Source organism: Mesorhizobium sp. M0001, from assembly GCF_040324255.1.
Lineage (GTDB): Bacteria > Pseudomonadota > Alphaproteobacteria > Rhizobiales > Rhizobiaceae > Mesorhizobium.
Genome location: NZ_JAMYVS010000017.1, coordinates 1 through 24,855, shown reverse-complemented (window position 1 = coordinate 24,855; position 24,855 = coordinate 1). Strand labels below are relative to the sequence as shown.

Sequence of the window (24,855 nt, the reverse complement as noted above, 5' to 3'; positions counted from 1 at the left end):
CTCTGTCTGTTCTATTCGCCGGGTTTGTTCTATTCGCCGAGCGCGTCTTCGAGCAGGGCGGCGAGCTGTGCCAGATGCTTCGACATCAGCCCGGTCGCCGGCGACGCCGCCGCCGGCCTGCCGGTGTAGCGCACCCGCTGATGCTTGGCGTCGATATGCGCCAGCACCCATTCCAGATAAGGGTCGATGAACGACCATGCGCCCATGTTCTTGGGTTCTTCCTGGCACCACACCATCTCCGCATTGCGGAAACGCGACAGTTCGGTGATCAGCGCCTTGGCCGGGAACGGATAGAGCTGTTCGACGCGCAGCAGGTAGATGTCGTTGATGCCGCGCTTCTCGCGCTCCTCGTAGAGGTCATAATAGACCTTGCCCGAGCAAAGCACGACGCGGCGGATCTTGGAATCCTTGGTGAGCTTGATCGCCTGGTTCTGCAACAGCTGGGCATCGTCCCACAACAGCCGGTGGAACGAGCTTTCGCCCGAAATCTCCGGCAGCGTCGACACTGCCCGCTTGTGGCGCAGCAGCGACTTCGGCGTCATCAGGATCAGCGGCTTGCGGAAGTCGCGCTTCAGCTGCCGGCGCAATATGTGGAAGTAGTTGGCCGGCGTGGTGCAGTTGGCGACTTGCATATTGTCTTCGGCGCAAAGCTGCAGAAAGCGCTCGAGCCGGGCCGAAGAATGCTCTGGACCCTGGCCTTCATAGCCATGCGGCAGCAGGCAGACCAGGCCTGACATTCTGAGCCACTTGCGCTCGCCCGACGAGATGAACTGGTCGAACACCACCTGGGCGCCGTTGGCGAAATCGCCGAACTGCGCTTCCCAGAGCGTCAGCGCCTTCGGCTCGGCCAGGCTGTAGCCATATTCGAAGCCAAGCACCGCCTCTTCCGACAGCATCGAGTTGATGACTTCGTAGCCGGCCTGTGCCGCCGACAGATTGTTGAGCGGGATGTAGCGGGTCTCGTCCTTCTGGTCGTAGAGCACGGAATGGCGCTGCGAGAAGGTGCCGCGTTCTGAATCCTGGCCGGAGAGCCGGATCGGATTGCCGTCGAGCAGGATGGCGCCGAAGGCCAGCGCCTCGGCCGTCGACCAGTCGATGCCTTCGCCGGAGTCGATCGCCTGGCGGCGGTTTTCGAGGAAGCGGATGATGGTCTTGTGCGCCTCGAAACCTTTCGGCACCTCGGTCAGTTTCTTGCCGATGTCCTTCAGCACCTTGACCGGCACGGCGGTCTTGCCGCGGCGCTGTTCGTCCTGGTTGTCGGCGGTGCGCAGACCAGACCAGGCGCCGTCCAGCCAGTCGGCCTTGTTGGGCTTGTAGTGCTGGCCGACTTCCCATTCGGACTCCAGATGGGCGCGCCAGTCGGCCTTCATCTTGTCGAGTTCGGCCTGGCTGATATGGCCCTCGGCGATCAGCCGCTCGCCATAGATCTGCACCGTCGTCTTGTGGTTGCGGATGTTGGCGTACATGATCGGCTGGGTGAAAGCCGGCTCGTCACCCTCATTGTGGCCGAAGCGGCGATAGCAGAACATGTCCACCACCACCGGCTTGTGGAACTTCATGCGAAATTCGATCGCCACCTTCGTGGCATGCACCACCGCTTCCGGGTCGTCGCCATTGACGTGGAAGATCGGCGCCTCGATCATCTTGGCGACGTCGGACGGATAGGGCGACGAGCGCGAGAAGCGCGGATTGGTGGTGAAGCCGATCTGGTTGTTGATGATGAAATGCAGCGTGCCGGCGACGCGGTGGCCGCGCAGGCCCGACAGGCCGAGGATTTCGGCGATTACGCCCTGGCCAGCAAAGGCGGCGTCGCCATGCAGAAGCAGCGGCAGCACCTTGGCGCGCTCTTCCAGCGGCACGATCTCCTCGCGGCTGCGGCCGAACAGATAGTCCTGCTTGGCGCGCGCCTTGCCCATCACAACCGGATCGACGATTTCCAGATGCGAAGGATTGGCGGTCAGCGACAGATGCACCTTGTTGCCGTCGAATTCGCGGTCCGACGAGGCGCCGAGATGGTACTTGACGTCGCCCGAGCCCTCGACCTCGTCAGGAGCGGCCGAGCCGCCCTTGAATTCGTGGAAGATGGCGCGATGCGGTTTGGCCATCACCTGGGACAGCACGTTCAGCCGGCCGCGATGCGCCATGCCGAGCACGATCTCCTTCATGCCGAGCTGGCCGCCGCGCTTGATGATCTGCTCCAGCGCCGGGATCAGGCCTTCGCTGCCATCGAGGCCGAAGCGCTTGGTACCCTTGTACTTGACATCGATGAACTGCTCGAAGCCTTCGGCCTCGACCAGCTTCTGCAGGATCGCTTTTTTTCCCGTAGCGGTGAAGGAAATCTCCTTGTCGGCACCTTCGATGCGCGCCTGGATCCAGGCCTTCTCCTCGGGGTCGGAAATGTGCATGAACTCGACACCGAGCGTCGAGCAATAGGTGCGGGTCAGGATCTCCAGCATCTGCCGGATGGTGCCGAATTCGAGGCCGAGCACATTGTCGAGGAAGATCGGCCGGTCGTAGTCGGCTGCGGTGAAACCGTAATTCTCCGGGGACAGCTCGTTATAGTCCTCAAGCGGCTTGGCGATGCCGAGCGGGTCGAGATTGGCATGCAGATGGCCGCGCATGCGGAAGGCGCGGATCATCATGATGGCGCGCACCGAATCGCGCGTCGCCTGATGCACGTCGGCATCCGACAGCACGACGCCATTGGTGACCGCCTTGTCCTTGACCTTCTTTTCCAGATGCTTCTCGACGATGCCCCAATTGCCGTCGAGCGCCGACACCAGTTCGCCATTGGCCTGCAGCGGCCAGGAGGGCTTTGCCCAGGAAGCGCCCTTGGCGTTCTTGCGCACATCGCCGGCGTCGTCCTTCAGCCCGGCGAAAAAATCCTGCCATTCGGGGTTTACCGACTCTGGATCATCCTCATAGGACGCGTACAGCGCGTCGATATAGTCGGCATTGCCGCCATAGAGGAAAGAGGTGAGCGAAAATTGGTCGTTGGCCTGATCTTGTCTTGCCATTTTTGTCCGCGGAGCCTGGCTCCGTCTCCTTTTCAAAAGCGAATAGTGAGTAGCGAATAGCGAGTAGGGATTTTTCCCGGGTCGCGCCGTTACTCTCTTTTCCCTATTCGCTATTCACTACTCGCTACTCACTTGGCCTTGATCGCCTCGACCAGCGTCGTGCCCAGACGCGCCGGCGATGGCGATACCTTGATGCCGGCCGATTCCATCGCCGCGATCTTGTCTTCCGCGCCGCCCTTGCCGCCGGAGATGACCGCGCCCGCATGGCCCATGGTGCGACCGGCCGGCGCGGTGCGCCCGGCGATGAAGCCCGCCATCGGCTTTTTGCGGCCGCGTTTGGCCTCGTCCTTGAGGAACTGCGCGGCGTCTTCCTCGGCCGAACCGCCGATCTCGCCGATCATGATGATCGACTTGGTCTCGTCGTCGGCGAGGAACATCTCGAGCACGTCGATGAACTCGGTGCCTTTGACGGGGTCGCCGCCGATACCGACGGCGGTCGTCTGGCCGAGGCCGACATTTGTGGTCTGGAACACTGCCTCATAGGTAAGCGTTCCCGAGCGCGAAACAACGCCGACCGAGCCTTTGCGGAAGATGTTGCCGGGCATGATGCCGATCTTGCATTCGTCGGGGGTGAGCACACCAGGGCAGTTCGGGCCGATCAGCCGCGAGGTCGAGCGGTCGAGCCGCGCCTTGACCCTGACCATGTCCATCACCGGAATGCCTTCGGTGATGCAGACGATCAGCGGGATCTCGGCTTCGATGGCTTCGAGGATGGCTTCGGCGGCGCCCGCCGGCGGCACATAGACCACCGAGGCATTGGCGCCGGTCTTTTCCTTGCCCTCGGCAACGGAACCGAAGATCGGCAGGTTTTCGCCCTTGGCGCCGGTCCAGGTCTCGCCACCCTTCTTGGGATGGATGCCGCCGACCATCCTGGTGCCGTGATAGGCCAAGGCCTGCTCGGTGTGGAACGTGCCGGTCTTGCCGGTCAGGCCCTGAACCAGCACCTTGGTGTTCTTGTCGATGAGAATGGACATCGGAGCCCTTTTCTAAAAACCGTTGATCGAGGAAGGCGAAACGCGCCGGTAGACGCCGCTCACCATGTCTTGCCAGCTGTCGCTGCCGGCAGGTTTGAAATGCAGTCGCATCCGGTAGGCATCGGGAGTGTCGAAAATATACGTCACGCGCGCTGAGCCGCGCGGCGATGACCGCTCCAGAATCAGTTCTGCGCCGTTCCATGCACCTGTGGCCGGCGAGGCCGGCATAAAACCCATGGAATCGAACTGATGCATGGTGACGAGGCTGTTTGGCTGGTCGAAGCCGAACACTGAGTGCGACCCGAACGAGACCGTGCCGTCGCGGCGCTGGCGATAGCGCTGCACCACGAAGAGGCCGCCGAACTGCGCCTCCGCCAGCACCTCCGACGTCGCCGTGCCGCCATCGGCCCATTGCGTTTCCGCCACCTCTTCCTCGCCGCGCCACGCGCCGACCAGCGCCTGCAGGCGCTGGTGATCGGCCGAGAGCGAGGAAAAGGAAGCCGCGTTCATGGTCAGAGCCGCTTCAGGTCGGTGACGGTGAGGTCGCTCTTGGCATTGCCGGTGTTGAGCGTCGTTGCCGGCTCGAACATCAGCACCACGGGCTCGGCGGTCAGCGACCGCGGCCGGTGCTCGACACCCCTTGGCACGACGATGAAGTCGCCCTCGCCGAGCTCGACCGGACCGTCGCGAAAATCGATGGCGATGCGTCCGCGCAGCACGAGAAAGGCCTCGTCCTCATGCTCATGTGCATGCCAGTCGAAGGTCTCGCCGAACTTGGCGACCTTCGCCTGGCTGTCATTGACGTCGCCGGCGATATGCGGATCGAAGACCTTGGTGATCGTTCGATCCGCCGCCTCGACCAGGTTTATCTTGCGCGGAGGCATTCGCCTTCAGCCCTTCACCGCCGCCACGATCTTCTTGGCTGCGTCGTCGAGATCGTCGGCCGACACGACGTTGAGGCCGCTGTCGTTGATGATCTTCTTGCCGAGTTCGGCGTTTGTGCCTTCGAGGCGCACCACCAACGGCACTTCCAGGCCGACTTCCTTGACCGCGGCAATCACGCCCTCGGCGATGATGTCGCACTTCATGATGCCGCCGAAGATGTTGATCAAAATGCCTTTGACCGCCGGATCCCGGGTGATGATCTTGAACGCCGCCGTCACCTTCTCCTTCGACGCGCCACCGCCGACATCGAGGAAGTTGGCGGGTTCGGCGCCGTAGAGCTTGATGATGTCCATCGTCGCCATGGCAAGGCCGGCGCCGTTGACCATGCAGCCGATATTGCCGTCGAGCGCGACATAGGCGAGGTCGTATTTCGACGCCTCGATCTCCTTCTCGTCCTCTTCGGTGGTGTCGCGCAATTCCATCAGTTCGGGGTGGCGAAACAGCGCGTTGTTGTCGAACGACACCTTGGCGTCCAGCACGCGCAGGCGGCCGTTTTTCATCACGATCAGCGGGTTGACCTCGAGCAGGCTCATGTCCTTCTCGACAAAGGCCTTGTAGAGGATCGGGAACAGCGTGCCGGCATCCTTGGCGGCATCGCCGGTGAGGCCCAGCGCTTCCACCAATATGTCGACGTCGATGGTCGTCACGCCGGCCAGCGGGTCGATGGCGCGGGTGATGATCTTTTCCGGCGTGTCGTGGGCGACGCCTTCAATGTCCATGCCGCCCTCGGTCGAGACGACGAAAGCGATGCGGCCGACCGAGCGGTCGACCAGGATCGACAGATAAAGCTCGCGATCGATGTCGGCGCCGTCCTCGATATAAAGGCGGTTGACCTGCTTGCCGGCCGGGCCGGTCTGCTTGGTGACCAGCGTGTGGCCGAGCATCTCATTGGCGTTGGCGACGACGTCAGCCACCGACTTCGCCAGCCGCACGCCGCCCTTGGCGTCCGGTCCAAGCTCCTTGAACTTGCCCTTCCCGCGGCCACCGGCGTGGATTTGGCTCTTCACCACATAGAGCGGGCCGGGCAGCGCTTGTGCCGCGGCTTCCGCTTCGCTTGCCTTGAACACCGGCACGCCTTCGGCCACCGGCGCGCCAAACGACTTCAGCAGCGCCTTGCCTTGATATTCATGGATGTTCATCTGGACGGTCTCCGGATCGGCTGCTTTGGGGGATTACTTCGAGGCGAGGTGCGGGGCGATCTTGACGCAGGCCTCGGTCAGGCCCTGCACCGTCGCCACCGAGGCGTCGAACATCTTCTGCTCGGCCTTGTTGAGGTCGATCTCGATGATGCGCTCGACGCCGCCGGCGCCGATCACAACGGGAACGCCGACATAGGTGCCCTTGACGCCATACTGGCCCGAGAGATGCGCCGCGCAAGGCAGCACGCGCTTCTTGTCCTTGAGGTAGGATTCGGCCATCGAGATCGCCGAGGCGGCTGGCGCGTAGAAGGCCGAGCCGGTCTTGAGCAGACCGACGATCTCGGCGCCGCCGTCGCGGGTGCGCTGGACGATCTGGTCGAGCTTTTCCTTCGAGGTCCAGCCCATCTTGATGAGATCGGGCAACGGAATGCCTGACACAGTGGAGTAGCGGATCATCGGCACCATGGAATCGCCGTGGCCGCCGAGCACGAAGGCGGTAACGTCCTCGACCGAGACCTTGAATTCCTCGGCTAGGAAATAGCGGAAGCGCGCGCTGTCGAGCACGCCGGCCATGCCGACGACATGGGTCTTGGGCAGGCCGGAAAACTTCTGCAGCGCCCAGACCATGGCGTCGAGCGGGTTGGTGATGCAGATGACGAAAGCCTTGGGCGCGTATTTCTTCAGCCCTGCGCCGACCTGTTCCATGACCTTGAGGTTGATGCCCAGCAGATCGTCGCGGCTCATACCCGGCTTGCGCGGCACGCCGGCAGTGACGATGCAGACATCGGCGCCCTCGATCCCGGCATAATCATTGACGCCGGTCAGCCGGGAGTCAAAACCGTCGACCGGCGAAGACTGCGCGATATCGAGCCCCTTGCCTTGCGGAATGCCCTCGGCAATATCGAACAGCACCACGTCGCCGAGGTCCTTGAGGCCGATCATGTGAGCGAGCGTGCCGCCGATCATGCCGGAGCCGATAAGCGCTATCTTGTTGCGTGCCATGTGAGGAAATTTTCCCTTTGTCTGTGACGACGCCCAAATCTCTGGTGATCTGGTTGACGGCGTCGAGGAAGAGGCCGGAATGCTGTGGTCTCAGCGAGATTTCGCCGCATCCAGTAGCCCTGGTGGAAAATATATTCAATCGATTATTTTCGAGTGAATAATTTCAATCGGTTAGAAACATTGGGGTTTACGTAAACGTCAAAGTTTGTAAGCCGCCTTGAGAGGTTTTACACAATGAACGTGGAAATCAGAAGACTCTATTCAGGCCATGACGCCCTTGTGAAGCGCATCGCCGAAGACGTGTTCGACGAGCCGGTGCGGGCCGACAGGCTTGCCGCTTACCTCGCCTCGCCGGGTCATTTAATGATTGTCGCGCTGGCAGACGGCGTCGTCGTCGGCCAATGCGCTGCCATCATCCACCGCCATCCCGACAAGGTGACCGAACTCTACATCGACGAAGTCGGCGTCTCGCCGGCCTTCCAGCGCCATGGCATCGCGCGAAAGATGCTCGACGCCATGTTCGCGCTCGGCCGCGGGCAGGGGTGCGGCGAAGTCTGGGTCGGCACCGAGCCGGACAATGTTCCAGCGCGGGCGCTTTATGAAACGCGCAGGGAGGTGCATGGGCCGGCGGAGTCGTTTGTGATGTATGTGTATGAGCTTTAGGCGTCGGCGGGACAGCCCCCCCCTCTGCCTTGCCAGGCATCTCCCCCACGAGGGGGGAGATCGGACGTCACGCGACCTTTCGCCAATCTCCAATGGCCGCAGGAATGAGCGGAGCGCCGAAACCGCCAATCTCCCCCCGTGTGGGGGAGATGTCCGGCAGGACGGAGGGGGGGGCGCGAAGGATCACTACATAATGACCTCTTGGAAGCCTCAGACCTGCGCTTCCGCGTTGTCCTTCTGCCGTTCCGCCCAGTCCTCCAGCCAGTCGCGGCTTTGCATCTCGATCAGCCGCGAGGCGGTGCGTTCGAATTCGAACACCTCGACGCCGCGCCTGGCCGTATAGAGCTCAGGCGGCGAGGCGTCGGCGCTTACCACCAGCCGCGTGTGATGATCGTAGAGCGTGTCTATCAGGAGGATGAAGCGCTTGGCCTCGTTGCGCTTGCCTTCGCCCAGCACCGGCACGTGATCGATGAAGACGGTCGAGAAGCGGCCGGCAATCGCCAGAAAATCGCGCGCGCCGAGCGGCTTTTCGCAGAGATCGGCGAAGGAAAACCGCGCCGCATTGCCGGAAGCAGCCGGTATTCTCACCTGCCGCCCCTTGAGCGTCAGCGCGGTCTCGGCCGTTGCCGCCCCGTGCGTCATCGCCTGCCAGGCTTCGTCGAGCATACGATCGGCTTCGGCATCCGCCGGCGTGACATAGACAGGCGTGCGGGCGAGCTTTTCCAGCCGGTAGTCCTTGTCGGCATCGAGCGTCAGCACATGGGCGTGGCGCTCGAGAATGCTGATGAAGGGCAGGAAGAGTTGGCGGTTCAGCCCGTCGCGATAAAGATCCTGCGGCGCGACATTCGAGGTGGCGACCAGAACCACGCCATTGGCGAACAGCGCCGAAAACAGCCGCGACAGGACCATCGCATCGGCAATGTCGGTGACCGAAAACTCATCGAAGCACAGCACCCAGGCCTGTTCGGCAAGCTGAAGCGCGACCGGCGGGATCGGGTCGTCCTCCTTGACGTCGCCGTTCTTGCGCGCCTGCCGGTGCTTCTGGATGCGGTCCTGCACATCGGCCATGAAGTCGTTGAAATGAACGCGGCGCTTGCGCCTGACCGGCAACAGCTCGAAGAACATATCCATCAGCATGGTCTTGCCGCGACCGACGCCGCCATGAATGTAGAGGCCCTTGACGACCTCGCGCGTCTCGCGCTTGCGGGCAAACAGCCAGCCGAGCGCGCTCGACTTGTGCGCCAGCCGCTTGACCGAGATCTCGTCGGTCAGCCGGTCGAGCGCGGCGGCGATGCGCTCCTGCGCCGCATCGCGCTCGATGGCGCCGGTTGCGACCAGATGGTCGTAGCGCTGCCTGACGGTCGCATGGGTCTGGAGGCCGTCACGCAGATGCATCGGTCACGTCGCTGTCTAGGGATAGGCAGCCTATCTTGTAAGCGATATCGGCAAGCCGTTGGTAGTCTGGCCGTCGAATTTCGAACCGCCCGAGGAATAGAGCCGCGCCAGCGTGCCGCCATTCTCGTCATAGAGCGTCAGCTGCTTGCCGGCGACGTTCCACGATTTGATGCCGTCGATGGGCGGCGGGCAATGCAGCGGCCCGGCGCGGAAGCCGGCGCCGAATTTGGTCTGCGGCGTCGCCACCTTGCAGCTCTGTCCGGACACGCTGGCGTTCCAGACGCCGGCAACGCTCGCAGCGGTAAGGTCGGAGGCTCCGGCCGGCGCCGATCCGTCCGGCGGCAGCGAGGCGACCTGCGCGCCTGCCGGCGCGGTCGGGAATTGCGATGGGTCGGTGGTGCCCGGCGCTGCCGGGGGCGGCAGTTGGCTTCCGCTCACCGTGCCGGCGGGCGCGGGCTGCAGCGGGGCGGGCTGCTGGTCATCCATCGATGAAAAACGCGAGGTCGAACAGCCGCTCGCAACGAGCGCTGCCAGCGATACGGCCATCAGCCCGCTTCTCGAAAAAATCATTCCAACCTCCGTCGGATCCGGCTGGGGGGGAAGCCGTCCGCACAATCTCACCCCTCACCAAGATGGAGAAGGTGGCGAAATTTCAACCCGATATGGTTAAAATAGGGTTTGCACCACGAATTGTTGTAAATTTGTCGCAAAATGGCTGGCGGACAAAAGGCATGTCTTCGCTCTAGCGCGGTTCCAACCGGTACATTGGTTGCGAAAGCGGCACCGGAGCCCGCAGCAGGTCGGCGCATCGGCGGTCGAGCGCAACTGCCGGCGCAAAACTGACTGAAGCGCTTGAGGCGCAAGGCCTGGCGCGTGAGCGGTTTCGCGCCTTGCGTCCGGGCGAGGTTTGGGACGTTCCCGAGATCGAGCGCGGCTGGAGTCTGCATTTGGCCGTTTACGGCACTGCCATTTTAGCCGATGGTCTATCGCAACAGGGGGAACAGATGAAATCAATCTTGGCAGTTTTGATCGCGCTGGTAATTTCGACGCCGGCCGCTTTCGCGGGTGAAATCACCGATCGCGCCGCTGAAGCCGAAAAGGCACTGAAGGCGGGTGATGGCGCCGGCGCGCTGGACAAATTCCGCAGCGCCGAGGACGCTCTGTGGCAAGCGATGCCGCTTGGCGTGCAAAATGTGAAGCATATCATGTCGGCCAGCGGGTTCGGCGCCTACGCCGAGCGCCCGAACCATGTCTACAAGCCGGGCGAAGAGATTGTGCTTTATATGGAGCCGGTCGGTTACGGCTACGGCTCGGATGGGCTCGGCAACAACCAGATCGCGCTTTACGTTGACCTTACCGTGCTTTCCCAGTCGGGCGAGAAGCTGGGAACCGTCGAAAAGCTTGGCCGGGTCCAGCTCGCCTCGCGCTCGCATAACCGAGAGATGTTCTTCAAATTAAACGTCTCCCTGGATGGCGTTCCCCCCGGCGAATACCGAGCGGATTTCCTCATGCATGACGAGAACTCGCAAAAAACGGCGCCTTTCACGACCGACTTCGAGATTGCCGAATAGCGCGCCCAGTCGGAAAGAGCCTTCGCGGCAACGGAACCAGAGCGCCGCAGATGCGTTCTTAAGCCGGCTGCAGGCCAGTCAATTTGCGAGGCATTGTCCATGATCAAATGGATCATCATTCTTCTCATCGTTGCTGCCGCCGCCAGCCTGCTCGGCATGCCGGCGCTGGCCGGTGCCGCCGCCACCGGCGCGCGCGTGCTGATCGGCATCGTTCTCGTCATCTTCCTGCTGATCGTGCTCGGCGTTTTCGCGGTAACCTAGACGCAGCCCACACTGGTAATTCCCGCCCGTTTCCGCCATATAGCGGCGAAACGTACAGGAATTACCTCAGATCATGGCAGGCACTGCCCCCTTCGCCAAGATGAACGGCATCGGCAACGAAATCATCGTCGCCGACATGCGTGGCCGTGCCGATAGGGTCACGGCGGCGTCGGCTGTCGCGCTGAACGCCGATGCGGCGACCAGGTTCGACCAGATCATGGCGATCCACGATTCGCGCACGCCGGGCACCGCCTTTTACATCGACATCTTGAATTCCGACGGCTCGGGCGCGCAGGCCTGCGGCAACGGCATGCGCTGTGTCGTCCAGGCGCTGGCCGCCGAAACCGGCCAGAAGACTTTCACCTTCGAGACCCGCGCCGGCATCCTCAACGCCGTCGAACATGCCGACGGCACCATCTCGGTCGACATGGGCACGCCGCGCTTCGGCTGGCAGGATATCCCGCTGGCTGAGGAATTCCGCGACACCCGCATGATCGAGTTGCAGATCGGCCCCATCGACGCGCCGGTGCTGCATTCGCCTTCGGCTCTCTCGATGGGCAACCCGCACGCCATCTTCTGGGTCGAAAACGATGTCTGGTCCTACGAACTCGAGCGTTTCGGCCCGCTGCTCGAAAACCATCCGATCTTCCCCGAGCGCGCCAACATCACTATCGCCCAGGTAACGTCGGCGGAGACGATGATCATCCGCACCTGGGAACGCGGCGCCGGCCTGACCAAGGCCTGCGGCTCGGCCGCTTGCGCTTCCGTCGTCGCCGCTGCCCGCACCCGGCGCACCGGCCGCAGCGTTACGCTGATGACGCCCGGCGGCGGCTCGCTGCATGTGGAATGGCGCGACGACGACCACGTCATCCTGACCGGTGCCGCTGAATGGGAATTTTCCGGCAGTTTCGATCCGTCGACCGGCACCTGGGCCCGCGACACCGAAAGCGCGGCCTGATGTCTGCACTTGCCGATACCAAGGGCCTCAACTCCCAAGGCATAGACGTCGTCACCTTTGGCTGCCGTCTCAACACCTATGAATCCGAAGTGATGCGCCGCGAGGCCGAAAGCGCAGGTCTCGGCGCGCTCAAAGGCGGCGCCATTATCTTCAACACCTGCGCCGTCACCGCCGAAGCGGTGCGCCAGGCCAGGCAGTCGATCAGAAAGGCCCGCCGCGAAAATCCGGCGGCGCGCATCATCGTCACCGGCTGCGCCGCGCAAACCGAACCGCAGAATTTTGCCGCCATGGACGAGGTCGACCTCGTGCTTGGCAACGAAGAGAAGCTGAAGGCCAACTCCTACCGCGCGCTGCCGGATTTCGGCGTCAACAACACCGAAAAGGCGCGCGTCAACGACATTTTCTCGGTGCGCGAGACCGCCGGCCACATGGTCGACGCCATTGAGGGCCGGGCGCGTGCTTTCGTCCAGGTGCAGAATGGCTGCGACCATCGCTGCACCTTCTGCATCATCCCCTATGGCCGCGGCAACTCACGCTCGGTGCCGATGGGCGCCGTGGTCGAGCAGGTCAAGCGTCTGGCCGGCAACGGCTATGCCGAGATCGTGCTGACCGGCGTCGACATGACCAGCTTCGGCGCCGACCTGCCGGGCGCGCCGAAGCTGGGAAAGCTGGTGAAGACCATCCTGAAGCAGGTGCCTGATGTGAAGCGGCTGCGGCTGTCCTCCATCGATTCGATCGAAGCCGACGACGATCTGCTGGACGCCATCGCGACCGAGCCCAGGCTGATGCCGCATCTGCATCTGTCGCTGCAGTCGGGCGACGACATGATCTTGAAGCGCATGAAGCGCAGGCATTTGCGTGACCAGTCGATCCGCTTCTGCGAAGATGTGCGCAAATTGCGCCCGGCAATCGTCTTCGGCGCCGACATCATCGCCGGCTTCCCGACCGAGACCGAGCAAATGTTTCAGAATTCGATAAAGATCGTCGAGGAATGTGGGCTGACGCACCTGCATGTCTTCCCGTTTTCACCGCGCGAAGGCACGCCCGCCGCGCGCATGCCGCAAGTCCGCCGCGAACTGGTCAAGCAGCGCGCGGCCCGGCTGCGCGCCGTCGGCGAGGCCGCCTATCGCCGCCATTTGTCGTCACTCCCGGGAACGCGCCAGTCGATCCTGGTCGAGCGCGACGGCCTCGGCCGCACCGAAGGGTTCACGCTTGCGGCGCTCGACACGGGCGCGCCGGGCGAGATCGTCGAGGCAGACATCACCGGCCATGACGGCGCGCGCCTGATAGCAGCCCCGCTCACTGCCCGCGCCGCCTGAGACGATTGAAGCATGGCCGGTTTTCTCAAGAACATATTTTCGTTCGGCAAGAAGGAAGTCGTCGAGGAGCGCATCGACGAAACCGCTCCCCTGCCGCCGATCAAATGGGATGCGCTTGAGGCGCTGAAGCCTGCGGCCGAGCAGGTCGTTCCGGAGTTCTTGAAGCGCGAGGAGCCCGAGCCGCCGACGCCCCACCCTCCCCTCGATGGGGAGGGTCGCCACGAAGTGGCGGGGAGGGGTGAGAGCGCCGACGCCGGCGCCACTCCCCCCCCCCCCCCAGCTTCGCTTGGGACCACCCCCCGCCCGGGGGAGGTAAAGCCTGCGCCGCAGTCGGCGCCAGAAGAACCGAAGCCCAAACCCGCGCCGACCATCCCGCCCGCGCCGGAACCGGTCGTCCCATCCGAGCCGGAACCGTTGCCGGAGCCCGCGCCGGTAGAAGAACCGCAGCCTGAGCCGGAGATACCCGAGCCGCCTGCACCGGAAGAAGTTCCTGCGCCAGCCGTTCCGGAGCCGGCTCCCGAGCCGCAGCCCCAAGAAGTGCCGCCGGCGCCGGCCGAGCCGGAGATCGAACCATCGCGTCCGGAACCGCAGCTGGAGCCCGCTCCCGTCGAAGTGCCGACGCCTGCCGAGACTCCAGCAGAACCGGCCGCCCCGATCGAAGTGCCGCAACCGTCCGCGCCTCCCGCACAGCCTACCTCAGAGGTCAGCGCCGCCCCTCATCCGCCTGCCGGCACCTTCTCCCCGTATAGCCACGGGCAGAAGGACGAGGCGCCCCACCCTCCCCTCGATGGGGAGGGTCGACGCGAAGCGGCGGGGTGGGGTGATGGCGCCGACGCCAGCGCAAATCACCCCCACCCCCAAGCTTCGCTTGGGACCTCCCCCATCAAGGGGGAGGTAAAGCGCACGTCGGTTGAAGCTGTACCCGCGCCGGTCGAAGCCAAGACCATCGTTGCCGAGCTAGCGCCCGCGCCGGCCCCGCAACCTTCGCCACAGTCAAAACCAGCTCACGGCAAAGTCACCGTCACCAAAAAGGTCGAGCAGAAAGCCGAGCCGCAAAAGGCGCCCGAACCGGCGCCGCGACGCTCCTGGTTCCAGCGCATGCGCGACGGGCTTGCCCGCTCCTCGAAAGAACTCACCGGCAACATTGCCGGCGTCTTCACCAAGCGAAAGCTCGACGAAGAGACGCTACAGGACCTCGAAGACGTGCTGATCCGTGCCGATCTGGGCATGGAAACAGCCTTGCGCGTCACCGATGCCCTCGCTGCCAGCCGCTACGGCAAGGATGTCTCCGACGCGGATGTCCGCACCATCATGGCGGCCGAGGTGGAGAAGGTGCTGGCCCATGTCGCCATGCCGCTGGAGCTCGACCTGTCGCACAAGCCGCATGTCATTCTGGTGGTCGGCGTCAACGGCACCGGCAAGACCACGACCATCGGCAAGCTCGCCGCCAAACTGACCGATGGTGGCCTGTCGGTGATGCTGGCCGCCGGCGATACCTTTCGCGCTGCAGCCATCGAGCAGCTGAAGATCTGGGGCGAGAGGACGAAGTCTCCGGTCATCGCCTCGAAGATCGGCGCGGATGCCGCCGGCCTTGCCTACGACGCTTTCGAACGCGCCAAGGAGGCCGGCTCCGACGTACTGATCATCGACACCGCCGGCCGGCTGCAAAACAAGACCGAACTGATGGCGGAGCTGGAAAAGATCGTGCGCGTGCTGGGCAAGCTCGATCCGGAAGCGCCGCATACCGTGCTGCAGACGGTCGACGCCACCACCGGCCAGAATGCGCTCAATCAGGTCGAGATCTTCCGCAATGTCGCCGGCGTCAACGGCCTGGTGATGACCAAGCTGGACGGCACGGCGCGCGGCGGTATTCTGGTCGCGATCGCGGCAAAGCACAAACTGCCGGTCTACTTCATCGGCGTCGGCGAACAGGTCGACGACCTCGAACCATTCTCGGCCGGCGAATTCGCCAGGGCGATCGCCGGCGTAGCGTAACAGGCAATGATCCCGAAGAGCTGACGGCTTTTTGGACAAGATCATGCGTCAGAAGGAAGTCATGAACCCACCCATCCTCGAACGCGACCCGTCCGACCCGCGAAAGAAGAAAGAAAGCGTCAATCCGCTGCTCAAGCTGGTGCTGGAACTCGGGCCGCTGATGGTGTTCTTCTTCGCCAATGCACGCGGCGCCTGGCTGGTGCAGAAATTTCCTGTCCTGGCCGAATTCGGCGGGCCGATCTTCGTCGCCACCGGCCTTTTCATGGCGGCGACGGCGATCGCGCTGATCGCCTCCTGGCTGCTGCTGCGCACCTTGCCGATCATGCCGATGGTCTCGGGCGTCGTCGTCTTCATCTTCGGCGCGCTGACGCTTTATCTGCAGGACGACGTGTTCATCAAGATGAAGCCGACCATCGTCAACACCCTGTTCGGCGGCGTGCTGCTCGGCGGTCTGTATTTCGGCCGATCGCTGCTCGGCTATGTCTTCGATTCGGCCTTTCGCCTCGATGCCGAAGGCTGGCGCAAGCTGACTTTCCGCTGGGGCCTGTTCTTCCTGTTCCTGGCTCTTGCCAATGAAGTGGTGTGGCGGAATTTTTCCACCGACTTCTGGGTTACCTTCAAGGTCTGGGGCATCATGCCGATCACCCTGTTGTTCACCTTCAGCCAGATGCCGCTGATCCTGCACCATTCGATCGAGGATAAGGCCGAGAAGGTGGAAGAAGCCGGCAAGTAGAGCAATTCCAGGAAAAGTGTGAAGCCGTCCGGAATTGCGTCAGAATAAACGGAGACGGCCATGGAATTCGTCACCACGCGCGATGAACTGAGGACGATCTACAAGACCCCGCGGCCGACCGACACCTCGATGCGCAAGGAACTCAGGGCGCTCGACGGCCACTGCCGCTCTTTCATCGGCAAGAGCCCTTTCGTGCTGATCGGTTCTTCCGACGGCGCCGGCAATGCCGACGTGACGCCGAAAGGCGACAGACCGGGCTTTGCCCTTGTCCTCGACGACAGGACCATCGCCATTCCCGACCGGCCCGGCAACAACCGGCTGGACACGCTGGAAAACATCCTGCTCAACCCTTCGGTCGGGCTGCTTTTTCTCATCCCCGGCATGAACGAGACGCTGCGCATCAATGGCGACGCCCGCATAACCGTCGATGCCGGTTTGCGCGAGCGCCTCACCGTCGACGGCAAGCAACCGCAAAGCGTCGTCGTGGTGAGCGTCAAGGCCGCTTACATGCACTGCGCCAAGGCCTTCATGCGCTCCGAATTGTGGAAGCCGGACAGCTGGCACGACCGCGCGACGTTGCCGACGCTCGGTCAGATCCTGTCCGATCAGATGGCGCATGCCGAAACTGCCGACGATTTCGACCGCTCGCTGGACGAAGCCTACAGCAAGACCCTGTGGTAGATTTCGGGTACGATTCGCCATTGCGGTCCTTTGCCGGTTTTCCCTAGCCCTGTTTCCCCGTGATCGAACTCCTCGCCATCTCCGGCAGCCTGCGCGCCGCCTCGACCAATTCGGCGCTGCTGGCGGCGCTGTCCGCGAACGCGCCTTCGGATTGCCGCGTAACTGTCTATGACGGGCTCGGCCTGCTGCCGATCTTCAACCCGGATGACGAAGGCGAGCGCACACCGGCCGAGGCCATGCGGCTGATCGAGGCCGTCACCAGCGCCGACGGCATCATCGTCTCCTGCCCCGAATATGCCCATGGCGTGCCCGGCGGCATGAAAAACGCGCTCGACTGGCTGGTCTCGCGCGACGCCGCCGTCGGCAAGCCCGCCATGCTGGCCCACGCCTCCGCGCGCTCGCTCTATGCCCGCGCCGCGCTGGCCGAGATCATGCGCACCATGTCGTTCGCGCTTTGTGAGAATGCGGTTCTGGAGATTGCCTTGCTCGGCAAGAAACCGCCGGAGCTAGAAGCGATCCTGGGAGAGGACGAGAACCTGCGGGCCATGCGCGAAGCGGTGCAGGTTTTCGCGAGTTTTATACGCGCAAACGTTGCCTCGTCATCCTAGGGCGGAGCAAGGAGCGAAGCGACGCGGCGCAGACCCTAGGATGACGAACGAAAGGGTGCGGCCGCACCCCAACGTGCCGCTGTGCTACCCCTTCCGCAACGTCTCGACATCGGTCACACCGACATACCAGTCGCGCGCGTTGACCTCTTCGAACACCACCCAGACGTCGTCATTGCTAAGCCCGGTGGCGTCCATGATGGCCGCCGTGACCTTTTTGGCGATGTCGGCCTTCTTGCCAGCGGGATCAGCGGCGATCACTTCCTTGACGATGCGGATGTTGACGAATGGCATGACGTCCTCCCCTTGAATTGTGTCTGATACCGCCGCCGCTGGGCGGCTTCGAAATCCGCTCCGGCGAACCGCTTGGCGGCGGTTCCGGCGGCCGCCGCGCAACAGGCGCCGCGGACATGCGCAGAAACGCCATCAAGGGCCGCCAGAGAAGCGTTTCCAGCAGCCTCAATACGTCTTCGCCCCGTTCACCATCAGCCGCACCATGTAGAGCGACGTGGTGCCGGCGATGTAGAGGCAGTTCAGCTTGTTGCCGCCGAACACGCAATTGGCGGTCACTTCCGGCACCTTGACCTTGCCGATCAGCGTGCCGTCGGGATCGTAGCAATGGATGCCGTCGGCGGCACTGGTCCAGATGCGGCCGGCCTCGTCGAGCCGGAAGCCGTCGAACAGGCCGGCCGTGCAGTCGGCGAACACCTTGCCGCCCGACACCTTCTTGCCGTGCTTGCCGACGTTGAAGACCCGCATATGCGCGGGGTTCTGCGCGCCATGCGTGCGGCCGGTGTCGACGACATAGAGCTGGCTTTCATCCAGCGAAAAGGCAAGCCCGTTCGGCCGGACCATGTCGGTGATCACGGCCTCGACCTCGCCCGTATCCGGATCGAACCGGTAGACATTGCAAGCGCCGATCTCGCTTTCGGCCTTGTCGCCCTCATAGTCGGTGTCGATGCCGTAGCTCGGATCGGTGAACCAGATCGAGCCGTCGGATTTCACGACCGCGTCATTGGGCGAATTCAGCCGCTTGCCTTTCCATTCGGCCGCGATGGTGGTGACGGAACCGTCATGCTCGGTGCGGCTGACGCGGCGGCCGGAATGCTCGCACGTCACCAGTCGGCCCTGGCGGTCGACGGTGTTGCCGTTGGAATTGCCGGAGGGCTGACGGAAGACGCTCACATTGCCGTCGGTCTCGTCATAGCGCAGCATCCGGTTGTTGGGGATGTCGGACCAGACGACATAGCGGCCGGCGGCGAACCAGGCCGGCCCTTCCGCCCACTGACATCCGGTAAACAGCTTTTCCACCTGGGCGTTGCCGTTGAACAGCCGCGCGAAACGCGGATCGAGAATTTCGTAATAGTCTGCGGTCGCCATGCATTTCCTCCGGGCATCACGTGACGCGCGGATCAAGCCAGCCTGCGGGCGCGATGGCAAGGTGGCGCAGGCGCAATTGTAAGACAAAAGGTGCCCGGCCGGCATGGCCCGCCAGCCTGTCCGGCCGTTTATGGTGCTGTTAGCGCTGTATTAACCCGCTATGCGCCCTGTGCAATGGTGCATTGCAACATCTTCTTTTTGCATCGCACCATTCCTATGTCATGGTGCGAACGACCAAGGGAGGAACAATTCACCGCTGATATGCGGTACGAAAGGACCCTTGCTATGGCTTTTGACAACCTCTTCTCCCGCGCGCGCACCTCGATGGCCAAGCGCCGCCACTACAACCGCCTCGTCGCGGAAATCGAAAACCTGACGAGCCGCGATCTGGCCGACCTGCGCGCCGACCGCTCGGAAATGCTCTACCAGGTCCACAAGCAGATCTACGGCTGAGCTTTCAGACGTCAGCGGGGCACCGCCCCCTCACCCGGATTGCCAAACCGAATTGCATGAGCAATTCGGGCAATTCGACCTCTCCCCCCGGGAGAGGAGCTAGCCTGTGCCGATGCTTCCCTCTTCTCCCCACGGGGAGAAGGTGGCCGCGTAGCGGCTCGATGAGGGGGCATGGCGCCAACGTCAGCCCGGTGCCGCGAGCGCCTTTTCAATCTGCGGCAACAGAACATCCCTCGCCGACTCCCCTGTCAGCGGCCCGACATGCTTGTAGGCAATCTTGCCGTCCTTGCCGATGACGAAGGTTTCCGGCACGCCGTAGACGCCCCAGTCGATGGCCGTGCGGCCGGCCTCGTCGACACCTATCGCCTGGAACGGATTGCCGAGATCACCAAGGAACCGGCGCGCGTTTTGCGCTTGGTCCTTGTAGTTTAGCGCGGCCATGACGAAGCGCTTGTCCTGCGACAGCTGCAAGAGCACCGGATGCTCTTCCCGGCACGGCGCGCACCACGATGCAAAGACGTTGACCAGCGTTACCTTGCCGGCGAAGGCTTTCGAATCCAGCCCGGGCAGGTTTGACCCTTCCAGCGCCGGCAGGTTGGTCTGCGGCGCCGGCAGGCCGATCAGCGCCGACGGCACTGCCGCCTCATCGCGTCCCGACAAAAGCTGCGACAGGAACAATCCGGCGAGGCCGAGAAAAACCAGCAGCGGCAACAGCACGACCAGGCGGCGGCGCGGCGACGCCGGCGTTTCGCTTTCCGTGCTCATGGCTTGCTGGCCCCAGTGCTGGCCCCAGTACCGGCTTTGTCCGAGCGACGCCGCACGCCGGCCGCTTCGAGGTCTGCCAGTTCGCGCTTGCGGGTCCGCTGGTCGAGCAGGATCCAGCCGATCAGCCCGGCCAGCACGATCACCGTGATGCCATAGGCGGCCGCGACATAGAGTGCGTGTGCACTCATGCGCTTCGCTCCCCTTCCACCGTCACTTCGTCGTGCTCGATCATGGCCTTCCCATAGCTTTGCGGCTTTCTTAGCTTTGCGGCTGGGGCTTCGCAATTGATCGTCGCGCCGCAGCGGTCATATCAATCCGTTCCATGCCGCAGCGCCAGTGCTGCCGCCACCGGACCCAGCACGGCAAGAAACAGCGTCAGCGCGGCAAGAATGAGGAAGGGCTGCAGGAACGGATCAGGATCGGCCACCGCGCCGTAGCTCGCCGACACCCCGAAGATCAGCACCGGGATGGTCAGCGGCAGCACCAGCACCGAGATCAGCAGCCCGCCACGTGGCAGCGCCACCGCCACCGCCGCCCCGACCGCGCCGATGAAAGTGATCGCCGGCGTGCCGACCAGCAGCGTCAGCGCGGTGGCGCCGATGCTGAGCGGCTCCATGTTCATGAACAGGCTCAGCAGAGGTGCCGCAACCACCAGCGGCAGAACGCTGCCCGCCCAATGCGCCAGGCACTTCACCAGCACCGTCAGCGCCAGCATGTGGCGGTCATTGCCCAGCACCAGAAGATCGAGCGAACCGTCTTCGCGATCGGCCTGAAACAGCCGGTCGAGGCCGAGCAGGCAGGCGAGCAGAGCGCCGATCCAAAGGATCGCCGGACCGATGCGGGCGAGCAGCTTCAGGTCCGGTCCGACACCGAAGGGGATGGTGGCGATGACGGCGAGGAAGAAGATGACGCCGGTGAGCGCCCCGCCCCCGGCACGGATTGAGAGACGGACGTCGCGCAGGAAGAGGGCTAGCATTGCCAAGCCGCGCCTGCGGTTTGATCGCCATCTTGCCGAAGGTGGCGTTCCTTCACACCCCCCTCTGTCCTCCCGGACATCTCCCCCGCAAGGGGGGAGATTGGCAGTTCCGTTGCTGACGCCTCTTTTTCAATGCCGGTGATTGGCGAAAGCCGGCATGACATCTGATCTCCCCCCCTGCGGGGGAGATGCCCGGCAGGGCAGAGGGGGGTGGGCGGGAATGCCGACATCACCCTGTTGCTCCCATCCTCAATGCCTGTGCTCCATCCAATCCCAGTGGCAAATGCGTCGCCGCGACAATGATTCCGCCTTCTGCGCAATGCCTCGTCATCAGCCCCGCAAACCGCGCCTCCGAGGCCTTATCCAGCCCAGCCGTCGGCTCATCCAGCAGCCACAGCGGCTTATGACTGACCAGCAATTTCGCAATCGCCGCCCGCCGCCTTTGCCCGGTCGACAAATATCCGAAAGGCAGATGGCCGATGCCGCCGAGACCAACCGTCTCCAGCGCCTCTCCGACACCCAACTGCCCATCGCCGTTGAAATCGCGCCAGAAGCGCAGATTCTCCGCCACGCTGAGCGCCGTCTTCAGTGCATTGAGGTGGCCGAGATAGTGGACCGCCGAAGCGATCGTCGGAAACCTTTCGCCGCCCTCGATGCGCACATCGCCTTGCGCCTTCGGTAGCAGCCCGGCGATGACCCTGAGCAGCGTCGATTTGCCCGAGCCGTTCGGCCCGGTGACGACCAGCACCTGGCCCTTGTCGAGCGCAAAACCGATGCCGGAAAAGACCGTCTCGCCGCCGCGTTCGCCGCCCAGATTTTCGGCAATCAGCCGCATGCCTGCCCGTCCCGAAAACTTTACCGCGCGATAGCTGCCGCATCGCACAAATTTGCTCCGCAACTGTCTAGAACTATTCCAGAAAATTCTCTATATGCGGGACATCCGTGCCAGCGGTCGGCACGGGAACAGAATTTGCGCCGAACCAGCGCACGCGCCGCCTTGAACGGCTCGGGTTGGCTGGGAACGGACAGCGGAAATGGCCGTACCCGCACCTTTGCGCGTGATTGCATGCCCATCGGCGTCCGTTCCCTTTCAGGCTGAACAGACAAGGACGGACCGCACGTGTCAAAATCCCTCGACAGTTTCAATTGCCGCCGCACCCTCACCGTGGGTGGCGCGGACTATGTCTATTACAATCTGGTCGAGGCCGAGAAGAACGGCCTCACCGGCATTGCCCAGCTGCCTTATTCGATGAAGGTGCTGCTGGAAAACCTTTTGCGCAATGAAGACGGCCGCTCCGTCACCAAGGACTCTATCCAGGCTGTGGCCGGCTGGCTGACCGACAAGGGCACCGCTGGCGTCGAGATCGCCTATCGCCCGGCGCGTGTCCTGATGCAGGATTTCACCGGCGTCCCGGCGGTGGTCGACCTTGCCGCCATGCGCGACGGCCTCAAGGCGCTCGGCGGGGATCCGCAGAAGATCAATCCGCTGGTGCCGGTCGACCTCGTCATCGACCACTCCGTCATAGTCGACGAATTCGGCACGCCACTGGCCTTTGCCAGGAATGTCGAGCTCGAATATGAGCGCAACGAAGAGCGCTATAAATTCCTGAAATGGGGCCAGCAGGCGTTCCGCAATTTTCGCGTCGTGCCGCCCGGCACCGGCATCTGCCATCAGGTCAACCTCGAATATCTCGGTCAGGTCGTCTGGACCAACACGGAAGACGGCGAAACCACCGCTTATCCCGACACCTGCGTCGGCACCGATTCGCACACCACCATGATCAACGGCCTTGGCGTGCTCGGCTGGGGCGTCGGCGGCATCGAGGCCGAGGCGGCGATGCTCGGCCAGCCGGTTTCCATGCTGTTGCCCGAAGTCATCGGCTTCCGCCTCACCGGCAAACTCAGGGAAGGCATCACCGCCACTGACCTGGTGCTGACCGTCACCCAGATGCTGCGCAAGAAGGGCGTCGTCGGCAAGTTCGTCGAGTTCTTCGGCCCGGGCCTGTCCAACATGACGCTGGCCGACCGCGCCACCATCGGCAACATGGCGCCCGAATATGGCGCCACCTGCGGCTTCTTCCCGGTCGATGGCGAGACCATCCGCTACCTCACAATGTCGGGCCGCGAGGAAAGCCGCATCGCCCTGGTCGAAGCCTATTCCAAGGCGCAAGGCATGTGGCGTGACGCCGGCTCGGCCGACCCTGTCTTCACCGACCTGCTCGAACTCGAGCTCGACAGCGTCGTGCCGTCGATGGCAGGTCCCAAGCGTCCCGAAGGCCGCGTTCCGCTCGAAGGCATTCCGGCCGGCTTCGCCAAGGCGATGGAGACCGAGTACAAGAAGGCTGCCGAAATCCACAAGCGCTATGCCGTCGAAGGCACCGACCATGATCTCGGCCATGGCGATGTCGTGATTGCCGCCATCACGTCCTGCACCAACACCTCCAACCCGAGCGTGCTGATCGGCGCCGGCCTTTTGGCGCGCAACGCCAACCGGCTCGGCCTCAAGCAGAAGCCGTGGGTGAAGACCTCGCTGGCGCCGGGCAGCCAGGTGGTCGCCGAATATCTGGAAAAGTCCGGCCTGCAGAAGGAGCTCGACCAGATCGGCTTCAACCTGGTTGGTTTCGGCTGCACCACCTGCATCGGCAATTCCGGCCCGCTGCCGGCGCCGATCTCCAAGACCATCAACGATAAGGGCCTGATCGCCGCCGCAGTGCTCTCCGGCAACCGCAACTTCGAAGGCCGTGTTTCACCTGACGTGCAGGCGAACTATCTGGCGTCGCCGCCGCTGGTGGTAGCCCATGCTTTGGCCGGCACCGTCACCAAGGACCTGACCACCGAGCCACTCGGCGAAGGCCGCGACGGCAAGCCGGTCTATCTCAGGGATATCTGGCCGAGTTCGGCCGAGATCCAGGAGTTCATCGAGAAGAACGTCACACGTGAGCTGTTCGCCCGCAAATATGCCGACGTCTTCAAGGGCGACGAATACTGGCAGAACGTCAAGGCGCCGGAAGGCCAGACCTATGCTTGGGACGACAACTCGACCTATGTGCAGAACCCGCCCTATTTCGCCGGCATGACCTCCGGTTTCGGCAAGATCGGCGACATCAAGGGCGCGCGCGTGCTCGGCCTGTTCGGCGACAAGATCACCACCGATCACATCTCACCGGCGGGTTCGATCAAGGCCGCTTCCCCGGCCGGCAAATACCTCACCGACCATGGCGTCGGCGTTGCCGACTTCAACCAGTACGGCACAAGGCGCGGCAACCATGAGGTGATGATGCGCGGCACCTTCGCCAACATCCGCATCCGCAACCATATGCTGGGCGAGAACGGCCGCGAGGGCGGCTACACCATCCACTACCCGTCGAAGGAAGAGGAATCGATCTACGACGCGGCGATGAGGTACAAAAAGGAAGGCGTGCCGCTGGTCATCTTCGCCGGCGTCGAATACGGCAACGGCTCCTCCCGCGACTGGGCAGCTAAAGGAACGAATCTCCTCGGTGTCCGTGCCGTCATCGCCCAGTCCTTCGAGCGCATCCATCGCTCCAACCTAGTCGGCATGGGCGTCATCCCCTTCGTCTTCGAGGAAGGCACCTCATGGGCCTCGCTCAACCTCAAGGGTGACGAGCTGGTCGAGATCGACGGCATAAGCACCATCAAGCCACGCCAGACGATGATCGCCAAGGTGACCTATGGCGACGGCACCGTGAAGAACGTGCCGATCATCTGCCGCATCGATACGCTGGACGAACTCGACTACTTCAAGAATGGCGGCATTTTGCAATACGTGCTGCGCGATCTGGCCGCGTAGCGGCCAGGGCTTAGGCAGTAGGGATTGGGCGGTAGCGGGGAACGACATCCCCTACTCCCTACTCCCTACTCCCTACTCCCTACTCCCTACTCCCTACTCCCTACTCCCTACTCCCTACTCCCTACTCCCTACTCCCTACTCCCTACTCCCTA

25 protein-coding genes are annotated in these 24,855 nt (G+C 63.3%); 11 read left to right on the top strand and 14 right to left on the bottom strand.

Features of this window, described 5'->3' with window-relative positions; genetic code table 11:
• Nucleotides 1-29: 29 nt before the first annotated feature.
• From NKK50_RS28275 to mdh, 6 genes are all read right to left on the bottom strand, one after another.
• Nucleotides 30-3,017 (bottom strand): 2-oxoglutarate dehydrogenase E1 component, encoded by a 2,988-nt coding sequence (locus NKK50_RS28275; RefSeq protein ID WP_023706737.1) that lies wholly within the window; start codon nt 3,015-3,017, stop codon nt 30-32.
• A 128-nt stretch (nt 3,018-3,145) separates the two neighbouring features.
• Nucleotides 3,146-4,051, bottom strand: a complete 906-nt coding sequence (sucD, locus tag NKK50_RS28270; protein WP_023752710.1) for a succinate--CoA ligase subunit alpha — start codon at nt 4,049-4,051, stop codon at nt 3,146-3,148.
• A 12-nt stretch (nt 4,052-4,063) separates the two neighbouring features.
• Entirely contained in the window at nt 4,064-4,561 is a 498-nt protein-coding gene (locus NKK50_RS28265) for a DUF1579 family protein (RefSeq protein WP_023752711.1), read from the bottom strand.
• Between the two features lie 2 nt (nt 4,562-4,563).
• On the bottom strand, nt 4,564-4,935 hold the full coding sequence (locus NKK50_RS28260; protein ID WP_023670539.1) for a cupin domain-containing protein: 372 nt from the start codon (nt 4,933-4,935) through the stop codon (nt 4,564-4,566).
• Nucleotides 4,936-4,941: 6 nt separating this feature from the next.
• Nucleotides 4,942-6,135, bottom strand: coding sequence for an ADP-forming succinate--CoA ligase subunit beta (gene sucC / locus NKK50_RS28255; protein WP_352544232.1), 1,194 nt, complete (start codon nt 6,133-6,135; stop codon nt 4,942-4,944).
• A 33-nt stretch (nt 6,136-6,168) separates the two neighbouring features.
• On the bottom strand, nt 6,169-7,137 hold the full coding sequence (gene mdh / locus NKK50_RS28250) for a malate dehydrogenase (RefSeq protein ID WP_023670541.1): 969 nt from the start codon (nt 7,135-7,137) through the stop codon (nt 6,169-6,171).
• A 234-nt stretch (nt 7,138-7,371) separates the two neighbouring features.
• On the opposite strand from mdh, the gene NKK50_RS28245 reads away from it, so the two are divergent.
• The gene (locus NKK50_RS28245; RefSeq protein WP_352544231.1) at nt 7,372-7,800 is read left to right on the top strand and encodes a GNAT family N-acetyltransferase; all 429 of its coding nucleotides are present in this window, start codon (nt 7,372-7,374) and stop codon (nt 7,798-7,800) included.
• A 210-nt stretch (nt 7,801-8,010) separates the two neighbouring features.
• Here the strand turns inward: NKK50_RS28245 and zapE are convergent, their stop codons facing one another.
• Nucleotides 8,011-9,195 (bottom strand): cell division protein ZapE, encoded by a 1,185-nt coding sequence (gene zapE / locus NKK50_RS28240; protein ID WP_352544230.1) that lies wholly within the window; start codon nt 9,193-9,195, stop codon nt 8,011-8,013.
• Between the two features lie 30 nt (nt 9,196-9,225).
• Nucleotides 9,226-9,765 (bottom strand): protease inhibitor Inh/omp19 family protein, encoded by a 540-nt coding sequence (locus NKK50_RS28235; RefSeq protein ID WP_023687689.1) that lies wholly within the window; start codon nt 9,763-9,765, stop codon nt 9,226-9,228.
• Between the two features lie 377 nt (nt 9,766-10,142).
• On the opposite strand from NKK50_RS28235, the gene NKK50_RS28230 reads away from it, so the two are divergent.
• From NKK50_RS28230 to NKK50_RS28195, 8 genes are all read left to right on the top strand, one after another.
• Nucleotides 10,143-10,766: a hypothetical protein gene (locus NKK50_RS28230; protein ID WP_352544229.1), complete on the top strand. Its 624-nt coding sequence runs from the start codon at nt 10,143-10,145 to the stop codon at nt 10,764-10,766.
• Nucleotides 10,767-10,865: 99 nt separating this feature from the next.
• Nucleotides 10,866-11,027, top strand: a complete 162-nt coding sequence (locus NKK50_RS28225; RefSeq protein ID WP_023683859.1) for a DUF1328 family protein — start codon at nt 10,866-10,868, stop codon at nt 11,025-11,027.
• A 73-nt stretch (nt 11,028-11,100) separates the two neighbouring features.
• Complete coding sequence (gene dapF / locus NKK50_RS28220) at nt 11,101-11,985, top strand: diaminopimelate epimerase (protein ID WP_352544228.1); 885 nt, start codon at nt 11,101-11,103, stop codon at nt 11,983-11,985.
• A complete protein-coding gene (gene mtaB / locus NKK50_RS28215; RefSeq protein ID WP_352544227.1) occupies nt 11,985-13,304 on the top strand; it encodes a tRNA (N(6)-L-threonylcarbamoyladenosine(37)-C(2))-methylthiotransferase MtaB in 1,320 nt (439 codons plus the stop codon). Before dapF ends, mtaB begins: the two co-directional genes overlap by 1 nt.
• A gap of 12 nt (nt 13,305-13,316) precedes the next feature.
• Entirely contained in the window at nt 13,317-15,299 is a 1,983-nt protein-coding gene (gene ftsY / locus NKK50_RS28210; RefSeq protein ID WP_352544226.1) for a signal recognition particle-docking protein FtsY, read from the top strand.
• Between the two features lie 61 nt (nt 15,300-15,360).
• The gene (locus NKK50_RS28205) at nt 15,361-16,032 is read left to right on the top strand and encodes a septation protein A (protein WP_023687683.1); all 672 of its coding nucleotides are present in this window, start codon (nt 15,361-15,363) and stop codon (nt 16,030-16,032) included.
• A 60-nt stretch (nt 16,033-16,092) separates the two neighbouring features.
• Nucleotides 16,093-16,713 (top strand): pyridoxamine 5'-phosphate oxidase family protein, encoded by a 621-nt coding sequence (locus NKK50_RS28200; RefSeq protein WP_023683854.1) that lies wholly within the window; start codon nt 16,093-16,095, stop codon nt 16,711-16,713.
• A gap of 59 nt (nt 16,714-16,772) precedes the next feature.
• Nucleotides 16,773-17,321 (top strand): NADPH-dependent FMN reductase, encoded by a 549-nt coding sequence (locus NKK50_RS28195; protein WP_023702607.1) that lies wholly within the window; start codon nt 16,773-16,775, stop codon nt 17,319-17,321.
• A gap of 84 nt (nt 17,322-17,405) precedes the next feature.
• Here the strand turns inward: NKK50_RS28195 and NKK50_RS28190 are convergent, their stop codons facing one another.
• Nucleotides 17,406-17,612, bottom strand: a complete 207-nt coding sequence (locus tag NKK50_RS28190; protein WP_023683852.1) for a tautomerase family protein — start codon at nt 17,610-17,612, stop codon at nt 17,406-17,408.
• A gap of 165 nt (nt 17,613-17,777) precedes the next feature.
• Nucleotides 17,778-18,698 carry an SMP-30/gluconolactonase/LRE family protein gene (locus tag NKK50_RS28185; RefSeq protein WP_352544225.1) on the bottom strand — a complete coding sequence of 307 codons (921 nt, stop codon included), beginning with the start codon at nt 18,696-18,698 and terminating at the stop codon, nt 17,778-17,780.
• Between the two features lie 285 nt (nt 18,699-18,983).
• On the opposite strand from NKK50_RS28185, the gene NKK50_RS28180 reads away from it, so the two are divergent.
• Nucleotides 18,984-19,151: a hypothetical protein gene (locus tag NKK50_RS28180; RefSeq protein ID WP_023742107.1), complete on the top strand. Its 168-nt coding sequence runs from the start codon at nt 18,984-18,986 to the stop codon at nt 19,149-19,151.
• A 183-nt stretch (nt 19,152-19,334) separates the two neighbouring features.
• Here the strand turns inward: NKK50_RS28180 and NKK50_RS28175 are convergent, their stop codons facing one another.
• From NKK50_RS28175 to ccmA, 4 genes are all read right to left on the bottom strand, one after another.
• Nucleotides 19,335-19,916, bottom strand: coding sequence for a DsbE family thiol:disulfide interchange protein (locus NKK50_RS28175; protein ID WP_023683850.1), 582 nt, complete (start codon nt 19,914-19,916; stop codon nt 19,335-19,337).
• On the bottom strand, nt 19,913-20,104 hold the full coding sequence (gene ccmD, locus NKK50_RS28170) for a heme exporter protein CcmD (RefSeq protein WP_023671735.1): 192 nt from the start codon (nt 20,102-20,104) through the stop codon (nt 19,913-19,915). Before ccmD ends, NKK50_RS28175 begins: the two co-directional genes overlap by 4 nt.
• A gap of 122 nt (nt 20,105-20,226) precedes the next feature.
• Nucleotides 20,227-20,892, bottom strand: a complete 666-nt coding sequence (gene ccmB / locus NKK50_RS28165; protein ID WP_023828742.1) for a heme exporter protein CcmB — start codon at nt 20,890-20,892, stop codon at nt 20,227-20,229.
• Nucleotides 20,893-21,121: 229 nt separating this feature from the next.
• Complete coding sequence (ccmA, locus tag NKK50_RS28160; RefSeq protein WP_023834703.1) at nt 21,122-21,727, bottom strand: heme ABC exporter ATP-binding protein CcmA; 606 nt, start codon at nt 21,725-21,727, stop codon at nt 21,122-21,124.
• Nucleotides 21,728-22,012: 285 nt separating this feature from the next.
• Here ccmA and acnA point away from each other — a divergent pair, with 285 nt between their 5' ends.
• The gene (gene acnA / locus NKK50_RS28155; RefSeq protein ID WP_023726027.1) at nt 22,013-24,703 is read left to right on the top strand and encodes an aconitate hydratase AcnA; all 2,691 of its coding nucleotides are present in this window, start codon (nt 22,013-22,015) and stop codon (nt 24,701-24,703) included.
• The last annotated feature ends 152 nt before the right edge of the window (nt 24,704-24,855 follow it).